A 23,094-nucleotide genomic window follows, 5' to 3' on the forward strand; every position below is an offset into this window, starting at 1 on the left:
GTTCAGCCGCCGCGCGCCCGCCAGGCCGCGTGGGTGACGCGGTGGATCAGGCGCGCCGCCACCCGCGCGGTGGCCGCGTCGCGATCCAGGCGCGGGCACAGCTCGGCCACGTCCAGCAGGCGCAGCTTGCCGCTGGCCGCCACTGCATCCAGCAGCGGCTCTGCCACCTCCAGCGGCACCCCGCGCGCGGCCGGCGCGCTCACGCCCGGCGCCACCGCTTGTGGCAGCGCGTCGATGTCGAGGGTGAGATACACCGCATCGACGCCAGCTCAGCTTCGCCTGCAGTTCGGCCAGCCGCTGCGGCAGATCGAGCAGCCCCAACTCGTCATCGCGCACGTAGTGCACCCCGAGGGCGTCGGCGGTGTCGAACAGCACGCGCGTGTTGGCCGCAACGCTGATGCCATAGACCCAGTACTCGAGCGGCAGGCCATTGGCGCGCGCGTGTTCGATCGCCTGCAGGAACGGCGTGCCGGAACTGCCCTGCGCCTGCCGGCGCAGGTCGAAGTGGGCATCGAGGTTGACGATCGCCAGCCGCGGCCGGCGCGCGCCGACGTGCCGCGCCAGGCCCAGATAGCTGGCATAGGCGATCTCGTGGCCGCCGCCCAGGCCCACGGCCAGATGCCCCGCGTCCAGCAGGCCGGCCATGGCGTCCGCATAGCGCGCCTGCGCGGCTTCGAGGTCGCCATCGGGGCAGGCGATGGTGCCGGCGTCGTACAGCGGCGCCTCGTCCAGCACCGGCAGGTTGGACAGCATCCGGCGCAGCGCGGCCGGCCCCTCCGCCGCGCCCACGCGGCCGTGATTGCGGCGCACGCCCTCGTCGCAGGCGAAGCCCAGCAGCGCAACGCCCGGTGCGGCATCCGCCGCCATCGCGCGCACCCACTGGTGCCAGCGCCGGGTGCTAGCGTCTTCAGGCAGATCGACGCGCCCCCCAGCCTTCCAGGGACGCGGGACGGGCCGCGCTGGCGGCGTCTTGCATGGCAAACCTCCGGGCGAGGGAAGGCCGTCATTCTAGGCCTGCCTTTGCCATAATCGGGCGTCACACGCGCCCCACGGAACCCGCCGATGCCCGCCCAGCGCTGGGACCTGCTGCTGACCCACGCCACCCTCGCGACCCTGGACGGCGATGCGCCGTTCGGCCTGGTCGAGGACGGCGCGCTGGCGGTGGCCGCCGGCCGCATCGCCTGGGTCGGCCCGCTGCACGCACTGCCGCCCGGCGATGCCCTGCACACCGAGGACCTGCAGGGCCGCCTGCTGACGCCCGGCCTGATCGACTGCCATACCCACCTGGTGTTCGCCGGCCACCGCGCGCACGAGTTCGACATGCGCCTCAACGGCGCCAGCTACGCGCAGATCGCACGCGCCGGCGGCGGCATTCTCTCGACCGTGCGCGCGGTGCGCGCTGCGAGCGAGGGGACCCTGCTGGAACAATCGCTGCCGCGCGCGCGCGCTGCTGGCCGATGGCGTCACCACGCTGGAGATCAAGTCCGGCTACGGCCTGGATTTCGACAACGAGCGCAAGCTGCTGCGGGTGGCGCGCCGGATCGGCGAGCGGCTGGGCATCACCGTGCGCACCACGTATCTGGGCGCGCACGCACTGCCGCCGGAATTCGCCGGCGATCCAGACGGCTACATCGACGCGGTGATCGCCTGGCTGCCGCGCCTGCAAGCGGAAGGGCTGGTGGATGCGGTGGACGCCTTCTGCGAGGGCATCGGCTTTTCGCCCGCGCAGACTCGGCGCGTGTTCGAAGCCGCGCGCATACTGGGGTTGCCGGTGAAGCTGCACGCCGACCAGCTCAGCGACCTTGGCGGCGCGGCGCTGGCCGCCAGCTTCCAGGCGCTCTCCGCGGATCATCTGGAATACACCCGCGCCGATGGGGTGCAGGCGATGGCCGCCGCCGGCACGGTCGCGGTGCTGCTGCCCGGCGCCTTCCACGTGCTGCGCGAGACGAAGCTGCCGCCGATGGCGCTGCTGCGCGAGCACGGGGTGCCGATGGCGGTGGCCACCGACTGCAACCCGGGGACGTCGCCGCTGCTGTCGCTGCGCCAGGCCATGCAGCTGGCCTGCACCCACTTCCGGCTGACACCCGAAGAAGCGCTGCGCGGCGCCACCGTGCACGCCGCGCGCGCGCTCGGGCTTTCCGACCGCGGCCAGCTGCGTGCCGGGCTGCGCGCCGATTTCGTGCTATGGAACATCACCCATCCCGCCGAGCTGTGTTATTGGCTCGGCGGCCCGCTTGCCGAGCGCGTGTACGTCGCCGGCCGGCTACCCGACTGACCCCCGGAGATTCCCGATGCGCCTTGCCCTGCTCGCCGCCTGCCTGCTCGCTCTCCCGACCGCACATGCCCAGACCGGCAAGACCGCCGGCACCGGGGCCAGCGACGCCGCGCGCAAGCTGGCGCAGTCCGCGATCATCGTGGACACCCACATCGACGCGCCCACCCGCCTGCTGGAACACTGGGCCGACCTCGACCGCGCGCAGCCCGACCGCGAGTTCGACTACGTCAAGGCCCGCCGCGGCGGCCTCGACGTGGCGTTCATGTCGATCTACACCTCGCCCGCACAGGACGCCGACGGCAGCGCCTGGCAGGTGGCCAACGAGATGATCGACGCGGTGCAGGCGCTGGTGCAGCGGCATCCCGACAAGTTCGCGCTGCTCACCTCGCCGCGCGACGTGGCGCGCCTGCGCGCGGGCGGGCGGGTGCTGCTGCCGCTGGGCATGGAGAACGGCGCGCCGCTCGGGGACGATCCCGGCAACGTCAAGTTCTTCTTCGACCGCGGCGTGCGCTACATCACCCTGGCGCACAGCGCGGCCAACCGCATCGCGGACTCCTCCTATGCGCAGGAGAAGCGCTGGAACGGGCTGAGCCCGTTCGGCCGCCAGGTGGTGGCGGAGATGAACCGGCTGGGCATGATGGTGGACGTCTCGCATCTGGGCGATGCCTCGGCGCTGGAGGCGATCCGGCTGAGCAAGGTGCCGGTGATCGCCAGCCATTCCGCATTCCGCCACTTCACCCCGGGCTTCGAGCGCAACATCAGCGACGAGATCGCCAGGGCAGTGGCGGCGCGCGGCGGCGTGGTGCAGATCCCGTTCGGCACCGGCTTCATCAGCCCCGAGGCCGCACAGGACATGCAGGCCTTCTTCCGCGCGCGCCAGGCCTTCAACCAGCACAATGCCGAGCTGATCGCGCAGGGCAAGCCGCCGCTGGACCGCACCGCGTTCGACCGCGACTGGGCGCCCAAGCACCCGCCGCGCACCAGCACGCTGGCGCAGGTGCTGGACCAGATCGATTACGGGGTGAAGCTGATCGGCATCGACCACATCGGCATCGGCTCGGACTTCGACGGCGTGGATGGCGAATTGGCCGACGGCCTGACCTCGGTGGCCGACTACCCGAACCTGGTGGCCGGGCTGCAGGCGCGCGGCTATACCGACGCCGACATCCGCAAGCTCCTCGGCGGCAACCTGCTGCGGGTATGGGGCGAGATCGAGGCCGGCGCCAATCGCTGAGCCGCGCCTACCCCCAGACACACGAAACCCCGCCGCGGCGGGGTTTCGTCGCAAGCCTGCGATGCGGAGGGATCAGGCCGCCGACTTCTTCACCGCCTTCTTGACCACCGCCTTGCCGGCGGTCTTCTTCGCCACCGGGGCGGCGGCGGTGCCGGCCGACTTGGTGACGGTCTTCGGCCGCGCATTGCCATAGCTGGCGTTGTAGCGCTTGCCCTTGGCGGTCTTGCGGTCGCCCTTGCCCATCGTGCTGCTCCTGGATCGAATCGTGAAAAGTGGTTCGCGCCGCGCGCGAGGGGCGCAAGTCTAGCACGCGCCGTGCGCGCACGCCCGGCAATGGGCCTGCGCGTGGTTCAGGCGCAGGTTGGCCCAGTGCGCCAGTCCGACCAAGGTTCCGCCCGTGGTCATCACCACCGCATGCGGCCAGGTCGAGGCGTGCAGCGGCGGGTACAGCACCGCCCACCACAGCAGCGCCAGCCCCGGCACCAGTAGCGCCAGCGCGCGCAGCGCGCGGTGCCGGCGGTAGCTCCAGCCCAGCACCAGCAGCGCGAACACGCTGGCGAAGGCCACGAAGCCTTGCTCGAAGCCATCGCCCGCCAGCACCGCCACGCCCAGCGACGGCAGCAGGGCGATCGCCAGCGGCAGCAGCGCGCAATGGATCGCGCACAGCAGCGAGCCGGCGGCCCCGAAGCGATCCAGCCAGTGCAGGCGTTGCGGTGACATGACTTTCGGCAGATCCTCGCCCACTCGATTGATACTGTATAACATATCACATCTCCCTTCCTCCCGCCATTCACCCCATGCCCCGTCAAACCCTGCTCGCCCTCGCCCTCCTCGCCGCCCTGCCGCTGCACGCCCAGCAGGCTCCGCAAACCAGCGCGGCGCAAACCACGCCTCCCAGCAGCGACACCCGCCATCAGGAGGAGTCCAAGGACAAGCACGTGAAGGACCTGGCCGGGGTCGTGGTGACCGCCAGCGCGCTGCAGGACACCGCAGACACCCTGAGCAAGCCCGTCGAGGTGCTCGCGGGCGCGCGCCTGGACGAAAACCGCGCGGCCACCCTGGGCGAGACCGTGTCCAGCGTGCCCGGCGTGCAGAGCTCCAACTTCGGGCCCGGGGTCGGCCGCCCGATCATCCGCGGCATGGACGGCCCGCGCGTGGCCATCCTGTCCGGCGGGCTGTCCAGCCAAGACGTGTCCACCGTCAGCCAGGACCACGCGCCGGCGATCGAGCCGTTCCTGGCCGACCAGATCGAGGTGCTGAAAGGCCCCTCCACTCTGCTCTATGGCAGCGGCGCGGATCGGCGGCGCGGTGAACGTGGTCGATGGCCGCATCCCCAATGGCCCGGTCGACAACGGCTTCAGCGGTCGCGCCGAGACCCGCTTCTTCGGCGGCGACCAGGGCGGCAACACCACCATGGCCCGCATCGATGGCGGCAACGACCGCGTCGCCCTGCATGCCGACGCGGTGTACCGCCACGCCCCCGACTACACCACCCCGGACGGCCGCCAGTACAACTCGTACATTGACACCCGCAGCGGTGCGCTGGGCGGCTCGCTGCTGGGCGACTGGGGCTACGTGGGCCTGTCCGCCTCACGCTTCAACGACGAATACGGCAACCCGGGCGAGCCCGGCAATCCCGTTCTGGGCGAACGCGGGGTGTACCTGAAGATGCACCAGGACCGCTACGAAGCCAAGGGCGCGCTGCGCGACCTGTGGGGCGCGGGCAACGGGCTGCGCTTCTCGCTGGCGCACACCGGCTACGAGCACACCGAATTCGAGGGCGACCAGCCCGGGACCCGCTTCCGCAAGAACGCCAACGAAGGGCGACTGGAGGCCACCTTCGGCAACCGCGACGGCTGGCAGGGCGCGCTCGGCACCCAGCTGTCGGCCAGCACCTTCCTGGCGATCGGCGAGGAGGCCTTCGTGCCGCAGACCAGCACCCGCGCCTGGGGCGTGTTCGGCGTCGCCCGCCGCAGCTGGGACGGCTTCCAGCTCGACCTCGGCGCGCGCGTGGACAGCGTCAAGTCCAGCCCGGTGGATGCCGCCAGCCGCACGTTCCGCCCGCTCAGCCTGTCGCTGGCCGGCGGCTGGAAGCTGTCCGACGCGTGGAAGCTGACCCTCAACCTCGACCGCGCCGAGCGCGCGCCGGTGGAGGAGGAGCTGTTCTCCGACGGCCCGCACATCGCCACCCTCGCCTACGAGATCGGCAACGCCGGCCTGCGCAAGGAAGCCGCCAACCAGCTGGAGCTGGGCCTGCAGTACCAGGCCGACTGGGTGGAGGCCAAGGTGTCGGCCTACTACAACCGCTTCGACAACTTCATCTACCTGGCCGACACCGGCAACACCTGGTACTGGGCGGAAGGCGACCAGGACCTGCCGGTGCGCCAGTGGACGCAGGCGAATGCGCGCTTCCGCGGACTGGAGGGCGAGGCCAGCTTCCACCTCGCCCGCAACGACAGCGGTGACTGGGACCTGCGGGTGTTCGGCGACAGCGTGCGCGCCACCTTCGCCAACGGCGGCGGCAACCTGCCGCGGATCGCGCCGGCCCGGCTCGGTGCGCAGCTGCGCTGGCAGCATGCAGGCTGGCGCGCCGCGCTGGGCGCCACCCGCACCAGTCGCCAGAGCGACGTGGCCGCAAGCGAAACGCCCACCGCCGGCTACACCCTGGTGGACGCGCACCTGTCGCGCCACTTCGACAGCGGCAACCTCAGCTGGGAGCTGTTCGCGGACGGCAGCAACCTGACCAACCAGGTCGCGCGCGTGCATACCTCGTTCCTCAAGGACAAGGTGATGCTGCCCGGGCGCAGCGTCGGCTTCGGCGTGCGCCTGTTCTTCTGATGCCGCCGCGGCCACCCGCCGATGCGGCGGGTGGCGCGGTTTCGTCGCGGGGCCTGCTCAACCCCCTGCGGTGGCGCGTTCCTCCGCCCGTGCGCAGCGCGCGCACAGGCCGTGCACTTCCAGGGTCTGCGCCTGCGGCGCGAAGCCCAGCGCACGCGCGGCCGCGTCGAGCTGGGCGACGATGCTGGCGTCCTCCAGCTCGGTCGCGGAATGGCAGCGGTCGCAGATCAAAAACGGCACCGAGTGCTGGGCCGCGTTCGGATGGTGGCAGGCCACGAACGCGTTGATCGATTCCAGCTTGTGGATGAAGCCGTTGGCCAGCAGGAAATCCAGCGCGCGGTACACCGTCGGCGGCGCCACGCTGCCGGCGTCGTCCAGCGCGCGGAAGCGGTCCAGCAGGTCGTAGGCCTTCACCGGCTGCCCGGCCTCGGCGATCAGGCCGAGCACGCGCGCGCGCGGCGCGGTGAGGCGCAGCCCGCGCTCGCCGCAGGCGCGCTCGACCGCCGCCACGAACCCACGCGCGTCGTGCACGTGGTGGCGGGGATCGGTGCAGGCGTGCGGCTTGGCCATGGCCTTGATTTAGGTTGCCGCGGGGATCTTTGCAAGAGCGGCGTCGATCCGCGCCAGTGCCTCGGCACGCCCGCATAGATACACCGTCCAGCCGATGTCGGGGCTGACCTGGGTGCCGGTGATGGCCACCCGCAGCGGCTGCGCGATCTTGCCCATGCCGATGCCCTGCGCCTCGGCGACCGCCTTGAGGGCCGCCGTGATCTCCTCCGGGGTCCAGTCCGCCAGCGCGGCCAGGCGCGCACGCACCTCCGCCAGCGGTGCCTGCGCGGCGGGCACCAGGTGCTTGGCCACCGCCGCCACGTCGTAGTCGGCCAGCGGCTGGAACCACACCGCGGACTTCTCCGCCATTTCCTTCAGGGTCTGCACGCGCTCGCGCAGGGCCAGCACCAGCTCGGCCGGCTGCGGCCCCTTGGCGAGGTCGTAGCCGGCCTGCTGCAGGTGCCAGACGAGATGCCTTGCGACCGCCTCGGGATCGTCCGACTTCAGGTACTGCTGGTTGAGCCAGCCGAGCTTGGCCGGATCCAGGCGCGACGCCTTGGCGTTCACATCGGCCAGATCGAACAGGGCCTGCATTTCAGTGATCGAAAACACTTCCTGGTCGCCATGCGACCAGCCCAGCCGCACCAGGTAGTTCAGCAGTGCGTGCGGCAGATAGCCGGCGTCGCGGTACTGCATCACGTCGGCCGCGCCGGTGCGCTTGGACAGCTTGGCGCCGTGCTCGTCGAGGATCATCGGCAGGTGCGCGAACACCGGCACCGCCGCGCCCAGCGCCTGATAGATGTTGATCTGGCGCGGGGTGTTGTTGACATGATCGTCGCCGCGCACCACGTGGGTGATGGCCATGTCGATGTCGTCCACCACCACCGCGAAGTTGTAGGTCGGGTATCCATCGCTGCGGAAGATGACCAGATCGTCCAGCTCGCCGTTGGCGATCTCGATCCGGCCCTTGACCGCATCGTCCCAGGCCACCGTCCCGTGCAGCGGATTCTTGAAGCGGATCACCCGGTTCGGGTCGTCGCGCCAACCGGCGTTGGTGTCGCGGTAGGCGCCGTTGTAGCGCGGCTTCTCGCCGCGTGCGATGGCGGCCTCGCGCATCGCCTCGGAGTTCCTCTTTCGTCTCGTAGGCGTAATAGGCATGGCCGGAGGCGACCAATTGCTCGGCCACCTCGCGGTAGCGGTCGAGGCGCTGGGTCTGGTAGATCGGGCCCTCGTCGTAGTCCAGCCCCAGCCAGTCCATCGCCTGCAGAATGGCGTCGATCGCCGCCTGCGTGCTGCGCTCGCGGTCGGTATCCTCGATCCGCAGCACGAACTGCCCGCCGTGCCGGCGCGCATACAGCCAGCAGTACAGCGCGGTGCGCGCGCCGCCGATATGCAGGTAGCCGGTGGGGGACGGGGCAAAGCGGGTGCGGACGGTCATGGGCTGCCACGGGGCGATCGACAAGCAGGCGATTTTACCCCGCCGCCCGCAGCGGGGCTGGACGCTGCCCTACAATTGCCGGATGACCACGCTGTTCGTCTCCGACCTCCACCTCGATCCCGAGCGGCCGGAGATCACCGCGCTGTTCGGCCGCTTCCTCGATGGCGAGGCGCGCCATGCCGATGCGCTGTACATCCTCGGCGACCTTTTCGAGGCCTGGGTGGGCGACGACGACCCCTCGGAGGCCGGCGCCTTCGTGGCCGCGCGCCTGCGCGCGCTGGTGGTATCTGGCGTGCCGGTCTACTTCATCCGCGGCAACCGCGATTTCCTGCTGGGCGAGGCCTATGCCACGCGCTGCGGCATGACCCTGCTGGACGACCCGACCGTGGTGAACCTGTACGGCACGCCCACGCTGCTGCTGCACGGCGACCTGCTGTGCACGGATGACACCGCCTATCAGCAGTTCCGCGCGCAGACCCGCGACCCGCAGTGGCAGGCGCAGTTCCTGGCACAGCCGCTGGCGGCGCGGCTGGCGTTCGCGGCGCAGGCGCGCGCGGCCAGCCAGGCGCGCTACGGCGAGCTGCTGGCCCAGGGTAAGGCCGAGACCATCGGCGACGTGGCGCCGGCCACGGTGCAGGCCTTCTTCGAACGCCACGGCGTGCGCCGCATGATCCACGGCCACACCCATCGCCCGGCGATCCACGACGCAGGCCACGGCCGCACCCGCATCGTGCTGGGCGACTGGTACACGCAGGGCTCGGTGCTGCGGGTGACGCCCGACGGCTGCATGCTGGCGGCCCTCGCCCCGGCCTGACGGCGGCTGCGGTCAGTCCGCTACGGCCAGCAGGCGCTCCAGTTCCTCCGGGTCGAACCCCGCCTGCAGCCGCGCCTCGGTGTTGAACGGCCCGTGCAGCACGCCGCAGGCGTATTCGCCCAGCAGCTCGCGGAAACGCGCACGCGGCTCCACCCCGGCGCGTTCGCAGTGCCAGCGGTACCAGCGGCTGCCGGCGGCGACGTGCGCCACCTCCTCGCGCAGGATGACCTCCAGGATGTCCGCGGTGGCGGCGTCACCGAGCGCGCGCAGCTTCACGATCATGCCCGGGGTGACATCCAGTCCGCGCGCCTCCAGCACGCGCGGCACCAGCGCCATGCGGGCCAGACCGTCGTGCGCGGTCTTCTCGGCCATCTCCCACAGGCCGTTGTGGGCGTCGAAGTCGCCGTAGTCGTGGCCGAACTCACGCAGGCGCGCGCGCAGCAGGTTGAAGTGGCGGGCCTCGTCGCGGGCCACCGCCACCCAGTCCGCGTAGAACGCGGGCGGCATGCCGCGGAAGCGGTACGCCGCGTCCCAGGCCAGATCGATGGCATTGAACTCGATGTGCGCCACCGCGTGGATGAAGGCGGCGCGTCCTTCCCGGCTCCCGAAGCCACGCCGCGGCAGGTCGCGCGGATGCACCAGGCGCGGGCGCGCGGGGCGGCCCGGCATCCGGATCGGCTCCGGCGGCGGGGCGTCGCCGTCCAGCGCCAGCTCGCCGCGCGCGAACGCTTCCGCCATCGCCAGCGTCAGCGCGGGCTTTGCGTCCGGCGTGGCGGCGTCGAGGCAGGTACGGGCGGCGGTGAAGAGGCTCTTCATATCGGCAACCAGGAATGTCGCGAGGCGTGTGGCGGGGGATGCGTTTCAGTTCGCTCCCCGATACTCGCTCGGTTGAAACGCATCCGGCCACTCCCCACCAGACACTGCCGCAAGGCGACGGAGGGCAAGCCCCGCAACCAAGCGAGTATCGGGGAGCGACTTGCGGGGCTTGCCCTCCGTCGCTCCGCGATGAAACGCATCATCCGGCACGCCGTTTCTTCTTCGCCTCGTCCGAGCGCAGCTGCTTGATGCGCTCGAAATAGCCGGGATCGATCCCGGTGACGTATTCGCCGTTGAAGCAGGACGAATCGAACTTGCGGCCCGGGAACTTGGGCCCGGCGACCGCCGCCTCGAGGTCGGCCAGGTCCTGATAGATCAGCCAGTCGCAGCCCAGCAGTTGCTCGACCTCCTTCTCGCTGCGGCCGTGCGCCACCAGCTCCTCGCTGGACGGCATGTCGATGCCGTAGATGTTCGGATAGCGCACCGGCGGCGCGGCCGAGGCCAGGTACACCTTGCGCGCGCCGGCATCGCGCGCCATCTGCACGATCTGCTGTGAGGTGGTGCCGCGCACGATCGAATCGTCCACCAGCAGCACCACCCGGTTGCGGAATTCCAGCGGGATCGGGTTGAGCTTGCGCTTCACCGACTTCGCGCGCTCGCCCTGCCCCGGCATGATGAAGGTGCGGCCAACGTAGCGGTTCTTGATGAAGCCCTCGCGGTACTTCACGTCCAGCACGTTGGCGAGCTCCAGCGCGGAATCGCGGCTGGTATCGGGGATCGGGATCACCACGTCGATGTCGTGGTCGGGCCGCTCGCGCAGGATCTTCTCGCCCAGCGTCACGCCCATGCGCATGCGCGCCTTGTGCACCGAGATATTCTCGATCATCGAGTCCGGGCGCGCGAAGTACACGTACTCGAAGATACACGGCGCATGCGGCATCTCCGGCGCGCAGGCACGCGCGTGCAGCTCGCCGCGCGCGGTGATGACGATGCCCTCGCCCGGCGCCACGTCGCGCACGCGTTCGAAGCCCAGCACGTCCAGCGCCACCGACTCGGAGGCCACGATGTATTCCTCGCCGCCCGCGCTGGCGCGCCTGCCCAGCACCAGCGGGCGGATGCCGTGCGGATCGCGGAACGCCACCAGCCCCAGGCCCAGCACCGTGCACATCACCGCGTAGCCGCCGCGCGCGCGCCGGTTCACGCCCGCGATCGCGGCGAACACCGCATCCGGCGTCAGCGCCTTCTGGGTGTCCAGCTCGTGCGCGAACACATTGAGCAGCACTTCCGAATCGGATTCGGTGTTGATGTTGCGGCGGTCCTGCTCGAACACCTCGCACCGCAGCGCCTCGGTGTTGATCAGGTTGCCGTTGTGCGCCAGCGCGATGCCATAGGGCGAGTTGACGTAGAACGGCTGCGCCTCATCACTGCCCTCGCTGCCGGCGGTGGGGTAGCGGCAGTGGCCGATCCCGATCCGCCCGCGCAGCAGGGCCATCGCATGATCGTCGAACACGTCGCGCACCAGGCCGTTGCCCTTGTGCACGCGCAGCCTGCCGCCCTCGGCGGTGGCGATGCCGGCCGCGTCCTGGCCACGGTGCTGGAGGACGGTCAGGCCGTCATACAACAGCCCCGCCACTTCGCTCTGGCCGACGATACCGACGATGCCGCACATGCTGGGGATTCCTTGGGGATGCCGTGACGCTGGAAAACGGGATCGGGGCGGAGCTGGCTCCGCGGCTCAGGGATGCGGGCGCACCATGCCGTCCTTGCCGATCGCCTTCAGCCTGGCTTTGAGCGCCTCGGCCTCGGCGCGGGTGAGCACCGGCCCCACCCGCACCCGGGTGAGGGTGCCGTTCGCACCGGGCACGGTGTCGGTGAAGGCATTGAACCCGGCCTTGCGCAGGGCATCGCGCTGGGCCAGCGCATCCGGGTTCGAGGCGAACGCCCCGATCTGGACCACGAAGCCGGTGCTTGCGGGATTGGCCGGCGCGGTGGCAGGCGGCTCGGCCTTGGGCGTCTGCGCGGCGCTGGATGCGGCGGCCGGTTTGTCCGCCGTCTTCGGCGCGGGCTTGTCGGTGGACTTCTCGGCGGGCCTGGCCGGCGCGGCGGCGGTCGTGGCGGCCGGCTTGCCGACCGGCGTCGGGGCCGGCGGCACGGCCGCAGCGTCGGGTCGCACGGGAGCCGTCGGCGCAGGCGCGGCAGGAGCCGTCGTGCCGGTGGCCGCAGCGACGGCATCCAGCGCCACCACGCGGGTGTCCACGTCGGTGCGGACCTGACCGGCGCGCAGACGCGCGGACTCGGCCACGGCGCGGTCGGCGAACGGGCCGATGCGCACGCGCTGGGCCGGCTTGCCGGCCAGAGTCACCGGCTCGCGGTAGCCGGGCAATCCAACCGCGCGCAGGGCGGCGATGACCTTGTCCGCATCCGCCTCGCTGGCGTAGTTGCCGAAGCTGACCGCGTAATCGCCGGCGGCCACCGCCGCCAGCGGCGCCGCGGCGGCGGGCGCGGTGTCGGCGGCCGGCTCGCCCGGCGTCACCGGCGGCGCATCCGGCATCCCGGACACCCCGCTTGCGGGCGCCTGTCCGGGCACCACCAGCGGCAGGTCCTGGGTCAGCGTGCCGCTCTCCGGCTTCGGCTCTGCCGGCACCTTCATCGATACCCCGGTGACGCCACTGTCGGGGGCCGGGCCCTTGACCAGCATCGGCAGGAAGATGACCGCCAGCGCGACCAGCACGGCCGCGCCGACCAGGCGCTGTTTCAGCGAAGCATCCATCGGCATTCCGCGGGGCCAGGCACGGTGGGAGCGCGATTATACCGGCTTGCGCCCGCCATCGCCGGACCGTTCAGGCGTCGCCAGCCAGCAGGCGCAAGGCTTCGGCCGCGGCATGGAAGGAGCCGAACACCAGCACCCGCCCGTCCGGCGCAGCCTGCGCCAGCGCCGCGCGCAGCGCACCGGCCACCTCGAAATGAACAGCGGCATCCGCAACGATCCCGCGCAGCCGCTGCCGCAGCGCATCGCCAGTGATCCCGCGCGTACCCGCGGCCTGAGTCCCGGCCAGATGCCAGGCCGCGATGGCCGGCGCGAGCGCTGCCGCCACGCCGGCCGCATCCTTGTCGCCCAACGCGGCATACACCGCCAGGGTGCGCCGCGCAGGCGACGCGCGCAGCCAGCCGGCCAGCGCGCGCGCCGCCTGCGGGTTGTGGCCGACGTCCACCAGCACCTCCACGCCATCGTGCTCGAAGCGCTGCAGCCGGCCCGCCACCGCGGCATCGGCCACGCCGCGCGCGATCGCGGTATCGTCCAGCGGCAGGTCCAGCGCGCGCAGCGCGGCGATCGCGCAGGCGGCGTTGCGCAGCTGCACCGGCGCGCCCTGCCCGCGCATCGGATACGGCAACAGGTACTCACAACCGACCTCGCGCCAGCGCCAGTGCACCGCGTCCACCGGCTCCGCGAAGAAGTCGTTGGCGATCCGCCAGGCCGGCGCGCCGATCGCATAGGCATGCCGCAGCACGCTGGCCGGGGATCGTCGTCGCCCAGCACCAGCGGTTTGAACGGGCGCGCGATGCCGGCCTTTTCGAAGCCGATGGCTTCGGTGTCGTGGCCCAGCCAGTCCTGGTGGTCGAGGTCCACCGTGGTGATCACCGCGGCCTCGGCATCCACCAGATTGACCGCGTCCAGCCGCCCGCCGAGGCCCACCTCCAGCACCGCCAGGTCCAGCCCGGCGCGCTGGAACAGCCACAGCGCGCACAGGGTGGCGTATTCGAAATAGGTCAGCGGCACGTCCTCGCGGGCCGCCTCCACCGCCGCGAAACCTTCGATGAGCGCGGCGTCCTCGACCTCGTCACCGTCGATCCGGATGCGCTCGTTGAAGCGCAGCAGGTGCGGCGAGGTGTAGGCGCCGACCGTCCAGCCATGCGCGCGGGCGATCGCCTCGAGGAAGGCGACCGTGGAGCCCTTGCCATTGGTGCCGCCGACGGTCACCACCCGCGCCGCCGGGCGCAGCAGGCGCATCCGCGCGGCCACCGCGCGCACGCGCTCCAGGCCCATGGCGATCGATTTGGGGTGCTGGCGCTCGATGTAGGCCAGCCAGTCGGCAAGCGTGCAGGGCATCACGGGATCGCAGGAACCGGGGTGGCGCAGCTTACAGCGCGCGATGCTTGGCTTCGCCGAACAGCGCGCTGTGATGGGTGGCGTCGTTCAGGCGCACCACCTCCAGCGCGTCCACCTGCGGCCCTTCGAGCAGATTGAGGGTGGCCGGCGCCTGCCGGAAGCTCCACAGGCGCGCCAGCGGGATGCCGAGGATGCGCGCCAGCAGCACCCGGTTGACGGCGTCGTGGGCGACCACCAGCAGCACATCGTCCTCCGTCAATCCTGCGCAGGCGCGCGCCAGCGCGGGCCAGGCGCGGTCCTGCACCTGCCGTAGCGATTCACCGCCGGGGCCCGGCATCTGCACGCGGTCGGGCGCCTGCCGCCAGGCGGCCAGCCGCTGTGGGTCACGCGCGGCGATCTCGGAGGTCAGCAACCCCTCCCAGCTGCCGTGGCCGATCTCCAGCAGGCCGTCGTCGAAGGCGAGCATCCCCGCACGCGCCTCGCCCAGCGCCAGCCGTGCGGTAGTCGTCGCGCGCGCCAGCGGCGAGGCCACTGCACGGTCGATGCGCACATCGGCGAGCCGCCGCCCCAGCGCCTGCGCCTGGGCGATGCCTACCTCGGACAGCGGAATGTCGGTGCGGCCCTGGTAGCGGCCTTCGGCGTTCCACGGGGTTTCGCCGTGGCGGGCGAGCAGGATCTTCATGCGTGGGGCAGAGACGGGCTGATGACGGCGCGACAGCCTAGCAGGTCGCCCGCGCATGGCGGGCTGCGCCCAACGCAAACGCCGGCGCGTGGCCGGCGTTCGCGGGGTCACTGCATGCGCCGCGTTTACTGCTGCGGCGGTACGCCCAGCTCGCGCAGCAGCTGCGGCGCCGGCATCACCTCCTGCATGATCCAGCGCATGTAGCGCTGATCGACCGAGATCATGCGCGTCAGCACCGGGTCGAACACCCAGTTGCTGGCCACCGACTCCAGGGTGCCGTCGAACGCCAGCCCGACCAGCCGGCCGCGGGCATTCAGCACCGGCGAGCCGGAATTGCCGCCGGTGATGTCCAGATCGGCCAGGAAATTGACCGGCACCGTGCCCAGGCGCGCATCCGCCAGGCCGGCGTAGCGCTTGGCCGCCACCGCATCCAGCAGCGCCTTCGGGTTGTCGAACGGCTCGGCGCCGGTTTCCTTCGCCGCCACTTCCTCCAGCCTGGTGAACGGGGTGTAGACCTTGCCGTCCAGCCCGGTGTAGCCCTTGACGTGGCCGAAGGTGATGCGCAGGGTGGAATTGGCGTCTGGATACACGGCCTGGCCCTTGCTGCGCTTGTAGTCCACCACCGCCTGCAGGTACTGCGGGCGCGCCTGCAGTGCGATGCCGTAGCGGGCCTTGGCCTGCTGTTCCATCGCCAGCAGGGTGGGCATCACCGCCACCGCGTACTGGATGGCCGGATCATCGCTGGCCTCGAACGCGGCCCTGCCGGCCTTGAACCACTTCAGGCGCTCGTCGAGATTGCCGAGCTTGCTGCCGTCCAGGCGCGCCAGTGCGCGCTCGGCGGCGGCCTTGTCGCTGCCGCCCAGCCAGGCGTCCACCGCCGCCACCCGCTGGTCGGCCGGCAGCGCCACGTAGCGGTCCAGCCAGTACTGCCGCAGCTGGCGGTCCATGGCCGGGACGTAGCGGCGCTCCATCTGCTTCAGACCGCCTTCGATCACCGGCAGATCGCGCTGCTGGTAGCCGCTCTCGCGCTCGGCGTCCGGCTTCTGGCGCTCGATCGCCAGGCGGTAGAGATTCACCGCAACGCCAATCACCCCAGTGCGGTCGAAGCTGCCGAGCACCAGATCGCGCTCCTGCGTGCGCTCACCGTCCTCGACCAGCTTCACCAGCGTGGCGTGCGCGTCCAGCGCCGGCTTGCCGGCAGCACCGCGCTTGCGCAGCCAGTCCAGCACGGCGGCCTCCTCGCGCTGCTTGATCGCCAGCACGTCGTTGCGTTTGAAGCCTTCCAGCTGGCCTTCGAAGTTCTTGCTGGTGTTGTTCCAGCCGGCCAGCGCGCTGGCGTACTTCACCGCGATGTCCGGGTTGTCCCTGGCCGCGGCCTCGACCAGCGCGATCTGGTCATTGAAGGCCTTGACGATCGCGGGATAGCGCCAGTCCTGGGTGTTCTGGAACTCGGCGACCAGCGCATAGCGATCGGTGCGCCCGGGATAGCCGGCCACCATCACGAAGTCGCCTTCGCCCAGCGGCGTGTCGGCAATCTTCAGCCAGTGCTTCGGGCGGTAGGGCACATTGTCCTTGCTGAACGCGGCCGGCTTGCCGTCCTTGCCGACATAGGCGCGGTAGAAGGCGAAGTCGCCGGTATGGCGTGGCCACATCCAGTTGTCGATGTCGCCGCCGAATTTGCCAACGCTGGACGGCGGCGCGTACACCAGGCGCACGTCCCGGATTTCCAGGTTCTTGAACAGCCGATAAGTGATGCCGCCCATGAAGCTGTACACCCGGCAGCGGTAGCCGGGCTCGGCCTCGCAGTCGGCGGTCATTTTCTTCTCGAACGCCTCCAGCGCGTCGGCGCGCGCCACCGGGTCATTGCCGGCGGCCGCCATCGCCGCCCTGGCCTGCGCGGTGACGTCGGTGATCGCCTCCAGCACGTAGATGCGCGCATTCGGCCCGGCCGAGAGTTCGTCCGCCGTGGTCGGCGCATTGAAGCCGTCCTTGATCAGGTTCTTCTCCGCGGTGGAGTTGAGCTGGATCGCGCCGTAGGCGCAGTGGTGGTTGGTGGCCACCAGCCCGTTCGGCGAGACGAAGCTGCCGGTGCAGCCGCCGAGCGAGACCACCGCGCCCATCGGGTCGCCGGTGAGGTCGGCCAGCTGCTTCGGGTCCAGCTTCAGCCCGGCCTGTTTCAGCGGGCCGGCGATCTCCGGCAGCTGTTGCGGCACCCACATGCCCTCGCCGGCGCGCGCCGTGCCCAGGCCCATCGTCGCCACCGCCAGCGCCACCGCGGCGGCCATCATCGTCTTGCGCATGTTCTCTCCCTCCGTGCGTTCGGTCATTGGTTCGAAACGGGCGGCCATCGGCTCATTCGGCCGGCAGCTGCATCTCGTGCAGCAGGCGCGGCGCGGGGTACACCTTGGCCAGGATCCAGCGCAGGTAGCGCATGTCCACGTGGATCGCGCGCTTGTAGCGGGGGTCGTACATCCAGCTGGCGCTGACCGCTTCCCAGTTGCTGTCGAAGTTCAGCCCGATCAGGCGGCCCTGCGCATCCAGCACCGGTGAACCGGAGTTACCGCCGGTGGTGTCGAGGTTGGTCATGAAATCGACCGTCTGCGTCTTCAGTTCCGGATCCATGGTGGTGCCGAAATCGCCTTTTGCGATCGCCTCGCGCAGCGGCGCGGGCGCATCGAACGGGGCCTTGCCGGTGTGCTTTTCGAGAATGCCCGCCACCGTGGTCAGCGGGCGGTAGTCGATGCCGTCGCGCGGCGACAGCGGGCTGACCTTGCCATAGCTCACGCGCAGGGTGGAATTGGCGTCCGGGTACACCGCGCGGCCCTGCGTCTTGCGGTAGGCGATCAGAGCGCGCATGTAAGCCGGGCGCAGCCGTAGCAGCTCGCCGGCGCGCTGCTTGGCCGCGTCTTCGAGCCGCAGCAGCGCCGGCTGCAACGTGGCGGCGGCGCGCAGCAGGCTGTCGTCGGAGGCGGCAAGCTGCGCGGCATCCTGACGCATCGCCCCCAGCCGCACGCTTTCGTCGCCCTGCCGGGTGCCCGCGTACAGGGCGTCCAGCCGCTGCGCGGCCTCGGTCATATTGCGGCCGAATACCGCATCGAACTCCGGCACCCGCTGCGCGGCCGGCAGCGCGAAATAGCGCTTAAGCGCATAGCGCAGGGTGGCCTTCTCCACCTCGGGATCGAAGCGCTTCTGCAGCTGCCTCAACCCGCCCTCGATCAGCGCCTCGTCGCGCTGCTGATAGCCGGACTCGCGCTGGGCATCCGGCTTGGTGCGCTCCAGCGCCAGCCGCTGCAACTGCACCGCCGCGCCCAGCAGCCCCGGACGCAGGAACGGCAGGAGGAAATCGCGCGCGCGGGTGGCGTCCTGCGCATCCAGCTGCGCCTGCAGCGCGCGGATCCCGGCCTGCGCCGGCTTGCTGCCCGGCTGCCGCGCCAGCCAGGCCAGCATCGCATCCTCGTCGGCGCGGCGCACGCGCACCGCATCGCTGCGGCGCAGGCCGTCCAGCTCGCCCTGCGCGCGCTTGAGGTTGTTCTTCAGCGAGGCCACGGTGGAGGCGTAGCGCACGCGCTTCTCTTCGCTGCCGGCGGTGGCCGCATCGATGGTGCGGATCAGGCCGTCCAGCATCTCCACCCGCTGCGGCAGCAGTCAGTCCACCTGGGTGGCGAACTCGGAGGCGGTGCGCAGACGGAAGGTGACGCCGGGGTAGCCGGCCACCATCGCGAAGTCCCCCGCCTTCACCGGCGCGGTGGACACCGGCAGCACCGCGGGCGGCACGTAGGGCACGTTGTCCGGCGCGTATGCGGCCGGCTTGCCGTCCCGGCCGACGTAGGCGCGGTAGAACGCGAAATCGCCGCTGTGGCGCGGCCACATGAAATTGTCGATCTCGTCGCCGTAGTTGCCGATCGCCTCCGGCGGCGCGTACACCAGCCGGATGTCCTTCAGTTCCAGCTGCTTGATCAGGTAGAACTCGCTGCCGTAGTACATGTCGGCCACGCTGCAGCGGTGCCCGGCGTCCTGCTCGCATTCGGCCACCGCGGCCTTCTTCGCGGCCTCCACCGCATCGAAGTAGGCGCGCCCGGTCTTGCCGCGGGCATCCGCCAGGATGCGGTCGGTAATCGGGGTGAAGCCCACCGTCACCCAGGCCCGCGCGGCCGGCCCGGCGGAAACCTCGTCGGCCAGGGTGGCGGCGTTGAAGCCGTCCTTGATCAGGTTTTTCTCGGGCGTGGAGTTGAGCTGGATGGCGCCCATCGCACAGTGATGGTTGGTGACGATCAGCCCCTGCGGCGAGACGAAGCTGGCGGTGCAGCCGCCCAGCGAAATCACCGCCGCCAGTGGATCGGCGGTGACATCGGCAAGCCGTGCCGGATCGCCCTTGAAGCCCGCGGCCTTCAGCTGCGATGCCAGCTGCGGCAGTTGCGAAGGCATCCACATGCCCTCGTCGGCATGGGCGGCTCCGCCCGCGAGGGTCAGGGCCAGGGCGGCGGTCAGGCGGCGTTTACGCATGGGCGGCTCTCTAAAGGGCGGCAAACCGGTATTAGACCATCCCCGCCCGGCGGCGACCCGTGCCCATGGTCAGGCCCGGGCGGCACGGGGAACGGCGCTAGAATGGCCGCTTATTCCCACGGGTCACGCATATGTCGCAAGCCACCACCATGCGCGCGCTGGTCAAGCGCGAAGCCGCCAAGGGCATCTGGATGGAGGAGGTGCCGATTCCGGTGCCCGGCCCGAACGAGGTGCTGATCAAGCTGGAGAAGACCGCGATCTGCGGCACCGACCTGCACATCTACCTGTGGGACGACTGGAGCCAGCGCACGATCCAGCCGGGGCTGACCATCGGGCACGAGTTCGTCGGCCGCATCGCCGCCCTCGGCGCGGCCGTCACCGGCTACGAAGTCGGCCAGCGCGTCTCGGCGGAAGGCCACATCGTCTGCGGCCACTGCCGCAACTGCCGCGCCGGCCGCCAGCACCTGTGCCCGAACACGGTCGGTATCGGCGTGAACCGCAACGGCGCATTCGCCGAATACATGGTGATGCCGGCCAGCAACCTGTGGCCGATCCCGGACCAGATCCCGTCCGAGCTGGCGGCGTTCTTCGATCCCTACGGCAATGCCGCGCACTGCGCGCTGGAGTTCGACGTGGTCGGCGAGGACGTGCTGATCACCGGCGCCGGCCCGATCGGCATCATCGCCGCCGGCATCTGCAAGCACATCGGCGCGCGCAACGTGGTCGTCACCGACGTCAACGACTACCGCCTGAAGCTGGCCGCCGACATGGGCGCCACCCGGGTGGTGAACGTGGCCAACACCTCGCTCAAGGACGTGATGCAGGATCTGCACATGGAAGGCTTCGACGTGGGCCTGGAGATGAGCGGCAACCCGCGCGCCTTCAACGACATGCTCGACTGCATGTACCACGGCGGCAAGATCGCCCTGCTCGGCATCCTGCCCAAGGGCGCCGGGGTGGACTGGGACAGGATCATCTTCAAGGGCCTGACCGTGCAGGGCATCTACGGCCGCAAGATGTACGAGACCTGGTACAAGATGACCCAGCTGGTGCTGTCCGGCTTCCCGCTGGGTAAGGTGCTCACCCACCAGCTGCCGATCGAGGAGTTCCAGAAGGGCTTCGAGCTGATGGAAAGCGGCAAGGCCGGCAAGGTCGTGCTGAGCTGGAACTGACGAGACGGGTCGTGCATTGGGTGGCCGGGGCTGCCTGTGCACGACCATCGGCGGCATGGATGCCGCCGATGAGCCTACATGGACGTATTCACGGCGTGTCGGGCACAGGCAGCCCCGGCCGCCCAATGCGCACGGAACCCCCATGTCCCTGACCCAACGCTACGCCGATACCCTCGAGGAAATCCGCGCCGCCGGCCTGTTCAAGTCCGAGCGCATCATCACCAGCCCGCAGTCGGCCGAGATCACGCTGGCCGACGGGCGCACCGTGCTGAACTTCTGCGCCAACAACTACCTCGGGCTGGCCGACCATCCGGACATCATCGCGGAAGCCAAGCGGGCGCTGGACACCCACGGCTTCGGCATGGCCAGCGTGCGCTTCATCTGCGGCACCCAGGACCTGCACAAGCAGCTGGAACAGACCATCACCGGCTTCTTCGGCACCGAGGACACCATCCTCTATGCCGCCTGCTTCGACGCCAACGGCGGCCTGTTCGAGCCGCTGCTGGACGAGCACGACGCGATCATCTCGGATGCGCTCAACCACGCCTCGATCATCGACGGCGTGCGCCTGTGCAAGGCCCGCCGCTACCGCTACGCCAACTGCGACATGGCCGACCTCGAGACGCAGCTCCGGCAGGCCAGGGCCGACGGCGCGCGCACGATCATGATCACCACCGACGGCGTGTTCTCGATGGACGGCTTCATCGCGCCGCTGGACGAGATCACCGCGCTGGCCGCGAAGTACGGCGCGCTGGTGCACATCGACGAATGCCATGCCACCGGCTTTTTGGGCGCCACCGGTCGCGGCAGCGCCGAGGTGAAGGGCGTGCTGGACAGGATCGACATCTTCACCGGCACCCTCGGCAAGGCCATGGGCGGCGCGCTGGGCGGCTTCACCACCGCGAAGAAGGAGGTGATCGAGCTGCTGCGCCAGCGCTCGCGCCCCTACCTGTTCTCCAACTCGCTGCCGCCGCACGTGGTGGCCGCCGGGATCAAGGCGTTCCAGATGCTGGATGCCGCCGGCGGGCTGCGCGAGCGCCTGCGCGAGAACACCGCCTACTTCCGCGAGCGCATGACCGCCGCCGGCTTCGACCTCAAGCCGGGCGTGCACCCAATCTGCCCGGTGATGCTGTACGACGCACCGCTGGCGCAGCGCTTCGCCGCGCGCCTGCTGGAGGAAGGCATCTACGCGATCGGGTTCTTCTTCCCGGTGGTGCCCAAGGGCCAGGCGCGCATCCGCACCCAGATCTCGGCCGCGCATACGCGCGCGCATCTCGACCGTGCCATCGACGCCTTCACCCGCATCGGCCGCGAACTGGGCGTGCTGAAAGCCTGAGGCTCAGCCGCCGCCGAGCGCGGTGATTTCCTCCGCGGTCAACTCCCGCCACTGCCCCTTCGGCAGCGTGCCGAGGGCCAGCGGCCCGATCGCCACCCGCACCAGCCGCAGCACGCCGATGCCGAACGCCGCCAGCAGGCGCCGGATCTGGCGGTTGCGGCCCTCGGCGAGCACGATCTCGAGCCACGCGTGCTTCTCCCCCGGCGCGCAGCAGCACCGCCGACAGGGCGCGCAGTCGCTCACCGTCCGCCTCGACCCCGGCGCGCAGCGCGGCCAGGGTGGCATCGTCGGGAATGCGGTCCACCTGCACGTGGTAGGTCTTGACCGGCCCGGTCGCCGGGTCGGTGATGCGCGCGGCCCACTGCGGATCATTGCTGAACAGCAGCAGCCCCTCGCTGGCCTTGTCGAGCCGGCCGACCGGGGCGATCCAGCCCAGCCCCGCACCGTCGAAGCAGCGGTAGACCGTGTCGCGCCCGCGCTCGTCGCGCGCAGTGGTGACCAGGCCACGCGGCTTGTTGAGCATCAAGTAGCGCGGCAGCGCGGCGACCGGCTCGGCGCCATCGATGGCGATGCGCGCGGCCACGGCGTCGACGGGGTGTTCGGGATCGCGCACCACGCGCCCTTCCAGCCGGACGCGCCCAGCGCGCACCAGCCGTTCCGCTGCGCTGCGCGAGCACAGCCCGCGCTTGGACAGCACGCGCGCCAGGCCATGCCGCGGCCCGCGCACGGACCGGCTCACTTCTCCGGCGCGGCCGCGGCAGGCGCGGCGTCCGCGCCCGACTCCTTCTTGCCGACCACGCGCACGCCGCGCGCCTTCATCCAGGCATCGAACTCGTCGGCGGTCATGCGCTTGCCGTTCTGGGTCATGTTGAAGCGCCAGGGCGTATTGTCGAACGCGGTCCTGGGCTTGTACGCCGCAGGATCGGGGCCTGCATGCGCCAGCGCCGACGCCGCTTTCTTGAGCATCGCGCGGCAGCCATCGATGCGGATGCGCGCCAGCACGTTGTCCACCGACAGCGCCTCGTCGAATGATTGCGCCAGCACCCCGTCGGCACTGCCCAGCTGGGTCAGCGCAGGCGCGAACTCCGCCGCCACCGGCGCCAGGACACCGACGCGCACGGGAGCAGGAGCCTCGAGTTCCATCTGGCAGGTATCGCCCGCGGCATGCGCCATGACCGGCAGGAACAGCAGCGGCAGGACTGGGACGGCACGGATCGACGGCATGGCGGCAACTCCCCGGAAAACCGCGCACAGTGTAGGCCGCAGGCCGTCGCGCCGGCAATGTACTGCCGCCCCGAATCCGCAAGAAAGACGCATCGTCCACCACCG

At 70.7% G+C, this 23,094-nt stretch carries 15 protein-coding genes and 6 pseudogenes; 7 read left to right on the forward strand and 14 right to left on the reverse strand.

The features are described from left to right. Positions 1 to 2: 2 nt before the first annotated feature. Positions 3 to 254: an arginase family protein gene (locus tag LJB71_RS13120; RefSeq protein WP_259304525.1), complete on the reverse strand. Its 252-nt coding sequence runs from the start codon at positions 252 to 254 to the stop codon at positions 3 to 5. Between LJB71_RS13120 and LJB71_RS13125 the strand changes: the two genes are divergently transcribed. From LJB71_RS13125 to LJB71_RS13135, 3 genes and pseudogenes are all read left to right on the forward strand, one after another. Next, positions 244 to 1,029, forward strand: a complete 786-nt coding sequence (locus LJB71_RS13125; protein ID WP_259304526.1) for a hypothetical protein — start codon at positions 244 to 246, stop codon at positions 1,027 to 1,029. The two genes, LJB71_RS13120 and LJB71_RS13125, sit on opposite strands and share 11 nt — an antisense overlap. Positions 1,030 to 1,062: 33 nt before the next feature. Beyond that, a pseudogene (gene hutI / locus LJB71_RS13130) lies at positions 1,063 to 2,275 on the forward strand (imidazolonepropionase). Between the two features lie 16 nt (positions 2,276 to 2,291). Beyond that, positions 2,292 to 3,509, forward strand: coding sequence for a dipeptidase (locus LJB71_RS13135; protein ID WP_259304527.1), 1,218 nt, complete (start codon positions 2,292 to 2,294; stop codon positions 3,507 to 3,509). A 72-nt stretch (positions 3,510 to 3,581) separates the two neighbouring features. Here the strand turns inward: LJB71_RS13135 and LJB71_RS13140 are convergent, their stop codons facing one another. Both LJB71_RS13140 and LJB71_RS13145 read right to left on the reverse strand, forming a co-directional pair. Continuing rightward, positions 3,582 to 3,752 carry a 30S ribosomal protein THX gene (locus tag LJB71_RS13140; RefSeq protein WP_259304528.1) on the reverse strand — a complete coding sequence of 57 codons (171 nt, stop codon included), beginning with the start codon at positions 3,750 to 3,752 and terminating at the stop codon, positions 3,582 to 3,584. Positions 3,753 to 3,812: 60 nt separating this feature from the next. Further along, the gene (locus LJB71_RS13145; protein ID WP_259304529.1) at positions 3,813 to 4,229 is read right to left on the reverse strand and encodes a MerC domain-containing protein; all 417 of its coding nucleotides are present in this window, start codon (positions 4,227 to 4,229) and stop codon (positions 3,813 to 3,815) included. A gap of 77 nt (positions 4,230 to 4,306) precedes the next feature. On the opposite strand from LJB71_RS13145, the pseudogene LJB71_RS13150 reads away from it, so the two are divergent. Then, positions 4,307 to 6,347 (forward strand): annotated as a pseudogene (locus LJB71_RS13150) (TonB-dependent receptor). 57 nt (positions 6,348 to 6,404) lie between these two features. Here the strand turns inward: LJB71_RS13150 and LJB71_RS13155 are convergent. Together LJB71_RS13155 and gltX are read right to left on the reverse strand one after the other, a co-directional pair. Further along, positions 6,405 to 6,917, reverse strand: coding sequence for a transcriptional repressor (locus LJB71_RS13155; protein ID WP_259304530.1), 513 nt, complete (start codon positions 6,915 to 6,917; stop codon positions 6,405 to 6,407). A 9-nt stretch (positions 6,918 to 6,926) separates the two neighbouring features. After that, a pseudogene (gltX, locus tag LJB71_RS13160) lies at positions 6,927 to 8,334 on the reverse strand (glutamate--tRNA ligase). An 82-nt stretch (positions 8,335 to 8,416) separates the two neighbouring features. On the opposite strand from gltX, the gene LJB71_RS13165 reads away from it, so the two are divergent. Further along, positions 8,417 to 9,148, forward strand: a complete 732-nt coding sequence (locus tag LJB71_RS13165) for a UDP-2,3-diacylglucosamine diphosphatase (RefSeq protein ID WP_259304531.1) — start codon at positions 8,417 to 8,419, stop codon at positions 9,146 to 9,148. A gap of 12 nt (positions 9,149 to 9,160) precedes the next feature. Here LJB71_RS13165 and LJB71_RS13170 read toward each other — a convergent pair whose 3' ends face one another. The 7 genes and pseudogenes from LJB71_RS13170 to LJB71_RS13200 form a co-directional block, all read right to left on the reverse strand. Then, a complete protein-coding gene (locus tag LJB71_RS13170; protein WP_259304532.1) occupies positions 9,161 to 9,964 on the reverse strand; it encodes a ferritin-like domain-containing protein in 804 nt (267 codons plus the stop codon). 199 nt (positions 9,965 to 10,163) lie between these two features. Beyond that, the gene (gene purF, locus LJB71_RS13175) at positions 10,164 to 11,633 is read right to left on the reverse strand and encodes an amidophosphoribosyltransferase (protein WP_259304533.1); all 1,470 of its coding nucleotides are present in this window, start codon (positions 11,631 to 11,633) and stop codon (positions 10,164 to 10,166) included. Between the two features lie 66 nt (positions 11,634 to 11,699). Next, complete coding sequence (locus tag LJB71_RS13180) at positions 11,700 to 12,734, reverse strand: SPOR domain-containing protein (RefSeq protein ID WP_259304534.1); 1,035 nt, start codon at positions 12,732 to 12,734, stop codon at positions 11,700 to 11,702. Between the two features lie 70 nt (positions 12,735 to 12,804). After that, a pseudogene (folC, locus tag LJB71_RS13185) lies at positions 12,805 to 14,072 on the reverse strand (bifunctional tetrahydrofolate synthase/dihydrofolate synthase). Between the two features lie 31 nt (positions 14,073 to 14,103). After that, the gene (locus LJB71_RS13190) at positions 14,104 to 14,754 is read right to left on the reverse strand and encodes a histidine phosphatase family protein (RefSeq protein WP_259304535.1); all 651 of its coding nucleotides are present in this window, start codon (positions 14,752 to 14,754) and stop codon (positions 14,104 to 14,106) included. A 125-nt stretch (positions 14,755 to 14,879) separates the two neighbouring features. Then, on the reverse strand, positions 14,880 to 16,973 hold the full coding sequence (locus tag LJB71_RS13195; RefSeq protein ID WP_259304824.1) for a S46 family peptidase: 2,094 nt from the start codon (positions 16,971 to 16,973) through the stop codon (positions 14,880 to 14,882). A 133-nt stretch (positions 16,974 to 17,106) separates the two neighbouring features. After that, positions 17,107 to 19,257, reverse strand: a pseudogene (locus LJB71_RS13200) (S46 family peptidase). A gap of 149 nt (positions 19,258 to 19,406) precedes the next feature. Between LJB71_RS13200 and tdh the strand changes: the two are divergent. Together tdh and kbl are read left to right on the forward strand one after the other, a co-directional pair. Beyond that, a complete protein-coding gene (tdh, locus tag LJB71_RS13205; RefSeq protein WP_259304825.1) occupies positions 19,407 to 20,429 on the forward strand; it encodes an L-threonine 3-dehydrogenase in 1,023 nt (340 codons plus the stop codon). 142 nt (positions 20,430 to 20,571) lie between these two features. Then, entirely contained in the window at positions 20,572 to 21,765 is a 1,194-nt protein-coding gene (gene kbl / locus LJB71_RS13210; protein ID WP_259304536.1) for a glycine C-acetyltransferase, read from the forward strand. Between the two features lie 3 nt (positions 21,766 to 21,768). Here kbl and LJB71_RS13215 read toward each other — a convergent pair. Together LJB71_RS13215 and LJB71_RS13220 are read right to left on the reverse strand one after the other, a co-directional pair. Then, positions 21,769 to 22,504 (reverse strand): annotated as a pseudogene (locus tag LJB71_RS13215) (pseudouridine synthase). Next, positions 22,501 to 22,989 (reverse strand): hypothetical protein, encoded by a 489-nt coding sequence (locus tag LJB71_RS13220; protein WP_259304537.1) that lies wholly within the window; start codon positions 22,987 to 22,989, stop codon positions 22,501 to 22,503. Before LJB71_RS13220 ends, LJB71_RS13215 begins: the two are co-directional and overlap by 4 nt. Positions 22,990 to 23,094: the final 105 nt, after the last annotated feature.

The sequence above is a fragment of the Thermomonas sp. S9 genome (genome assembly GCF_024704365.1).
GTDB lineage: Bacteria > Pseudomonadota > Gammaproteobacteria > Xanthomonadales > Xanthomonadaceae > Thermomonas.

What these genes read in the sequence shown, in the direction of transcription:
- LJB71_RS13155 (WP_259304530.1), bottom strand. Translation starts at nt 6,917, where the DNA reads ATGGCCAAGCCGCACGCCTGCACCGATCCCCGCCACCACGTGCACGAC.
- kbl (WP_259304536.1), top strand. Translation starts at nt 20,572, where the DNA reads ATGTCCCTGACCCAACGCTACGCCGATACCCTCGAGGAAATCCGCGCC.
- LJB71_RS13180 (WP_259304534.1), bottom strand. Translation starts at nt 12,734, where the DNA reads ATGGATGCTTCGCTGAAACAGCGCCTGGTCGGCGCGGCCGTGCTGGTC.
- LJB71_RS13195 (WP_259304824.1), bottom strand. Translation starts at nt 16,973, where the DNA reads ATGTGGGTGCCGCAACAGCTGCCGGAGATCGCCGGCCCGCTGAAACAG.
- LJB71_RS13135 (WP_259304527.1), top strand. Translation starts at nt 2,292, where the DNA reads ATGCGCCTTGCCCTGCTCGCCGCCTGCCTGCTCGCTCTCCCGACCGCA.
- LJB71_RS13190 (WP_259304535.1), bottom strand. Translation starts at nt 14,754, where the DNA reads ATGAAGATCCTGCTCGCCCGCCACGGCGAAACCCCGTGGAACGCCGAA.
- LJB71_RS13165 (WP_259304531.1), top strand. Translation starts at nt 8,417, where the DNA reads ATGACCACGCTGTTCGTCTCCGACCTCCACCTCGATCCCGAGCGGCCG.
- LJB71_RS13145 (WP_259304529.1), bottom strand. Translation starts at nt 4,229, where the DNA reads ATGTCACCGCAACGCCTGCACTGGCTGGATCGCTTCGGGGCCGCCGGC.
- LJB71_RS13220 (WP_259304537.1), bottom strand. Translation starts at nt 22,989, where the DNA reads ATGCCGTCGATCCGTGCCGTCCCAGTCCTGCCGCTGCTGTTCCTGCCG.
- LJB71_RS13170 (WP_259304532.1), bottom strand. Translation starts at nt 9,964, where the DNA reads ATGAAGAGCCTCTTCACCGCCGCCCGTACCTGCCTCGACGCCGCCACG.
- tdh (WP_259304825.1), top strand. Translation starts at nt 19,407, where the DNA reads ATGCGCGCGCTGGTCAAGCGCGAAGCCGCCAAGGGCATCTGGATGGAG.
- LJB71_RS13140 (WP_259304528.1), bottom strand. Translation starts at nt 3,752, where the DNA reads ATGGGCAAGGGCGACCGCAAGACCGCCAAGGGCAAGCGCTACAACGCC.
- purF (WP_259304533.1), bottom strand. Translation starts at nt 11,633, where the DNA reads ATGTGCGGCATCGTCGGTATCGTCGGCCAGAGCGAAGTGGCGGGGCTG.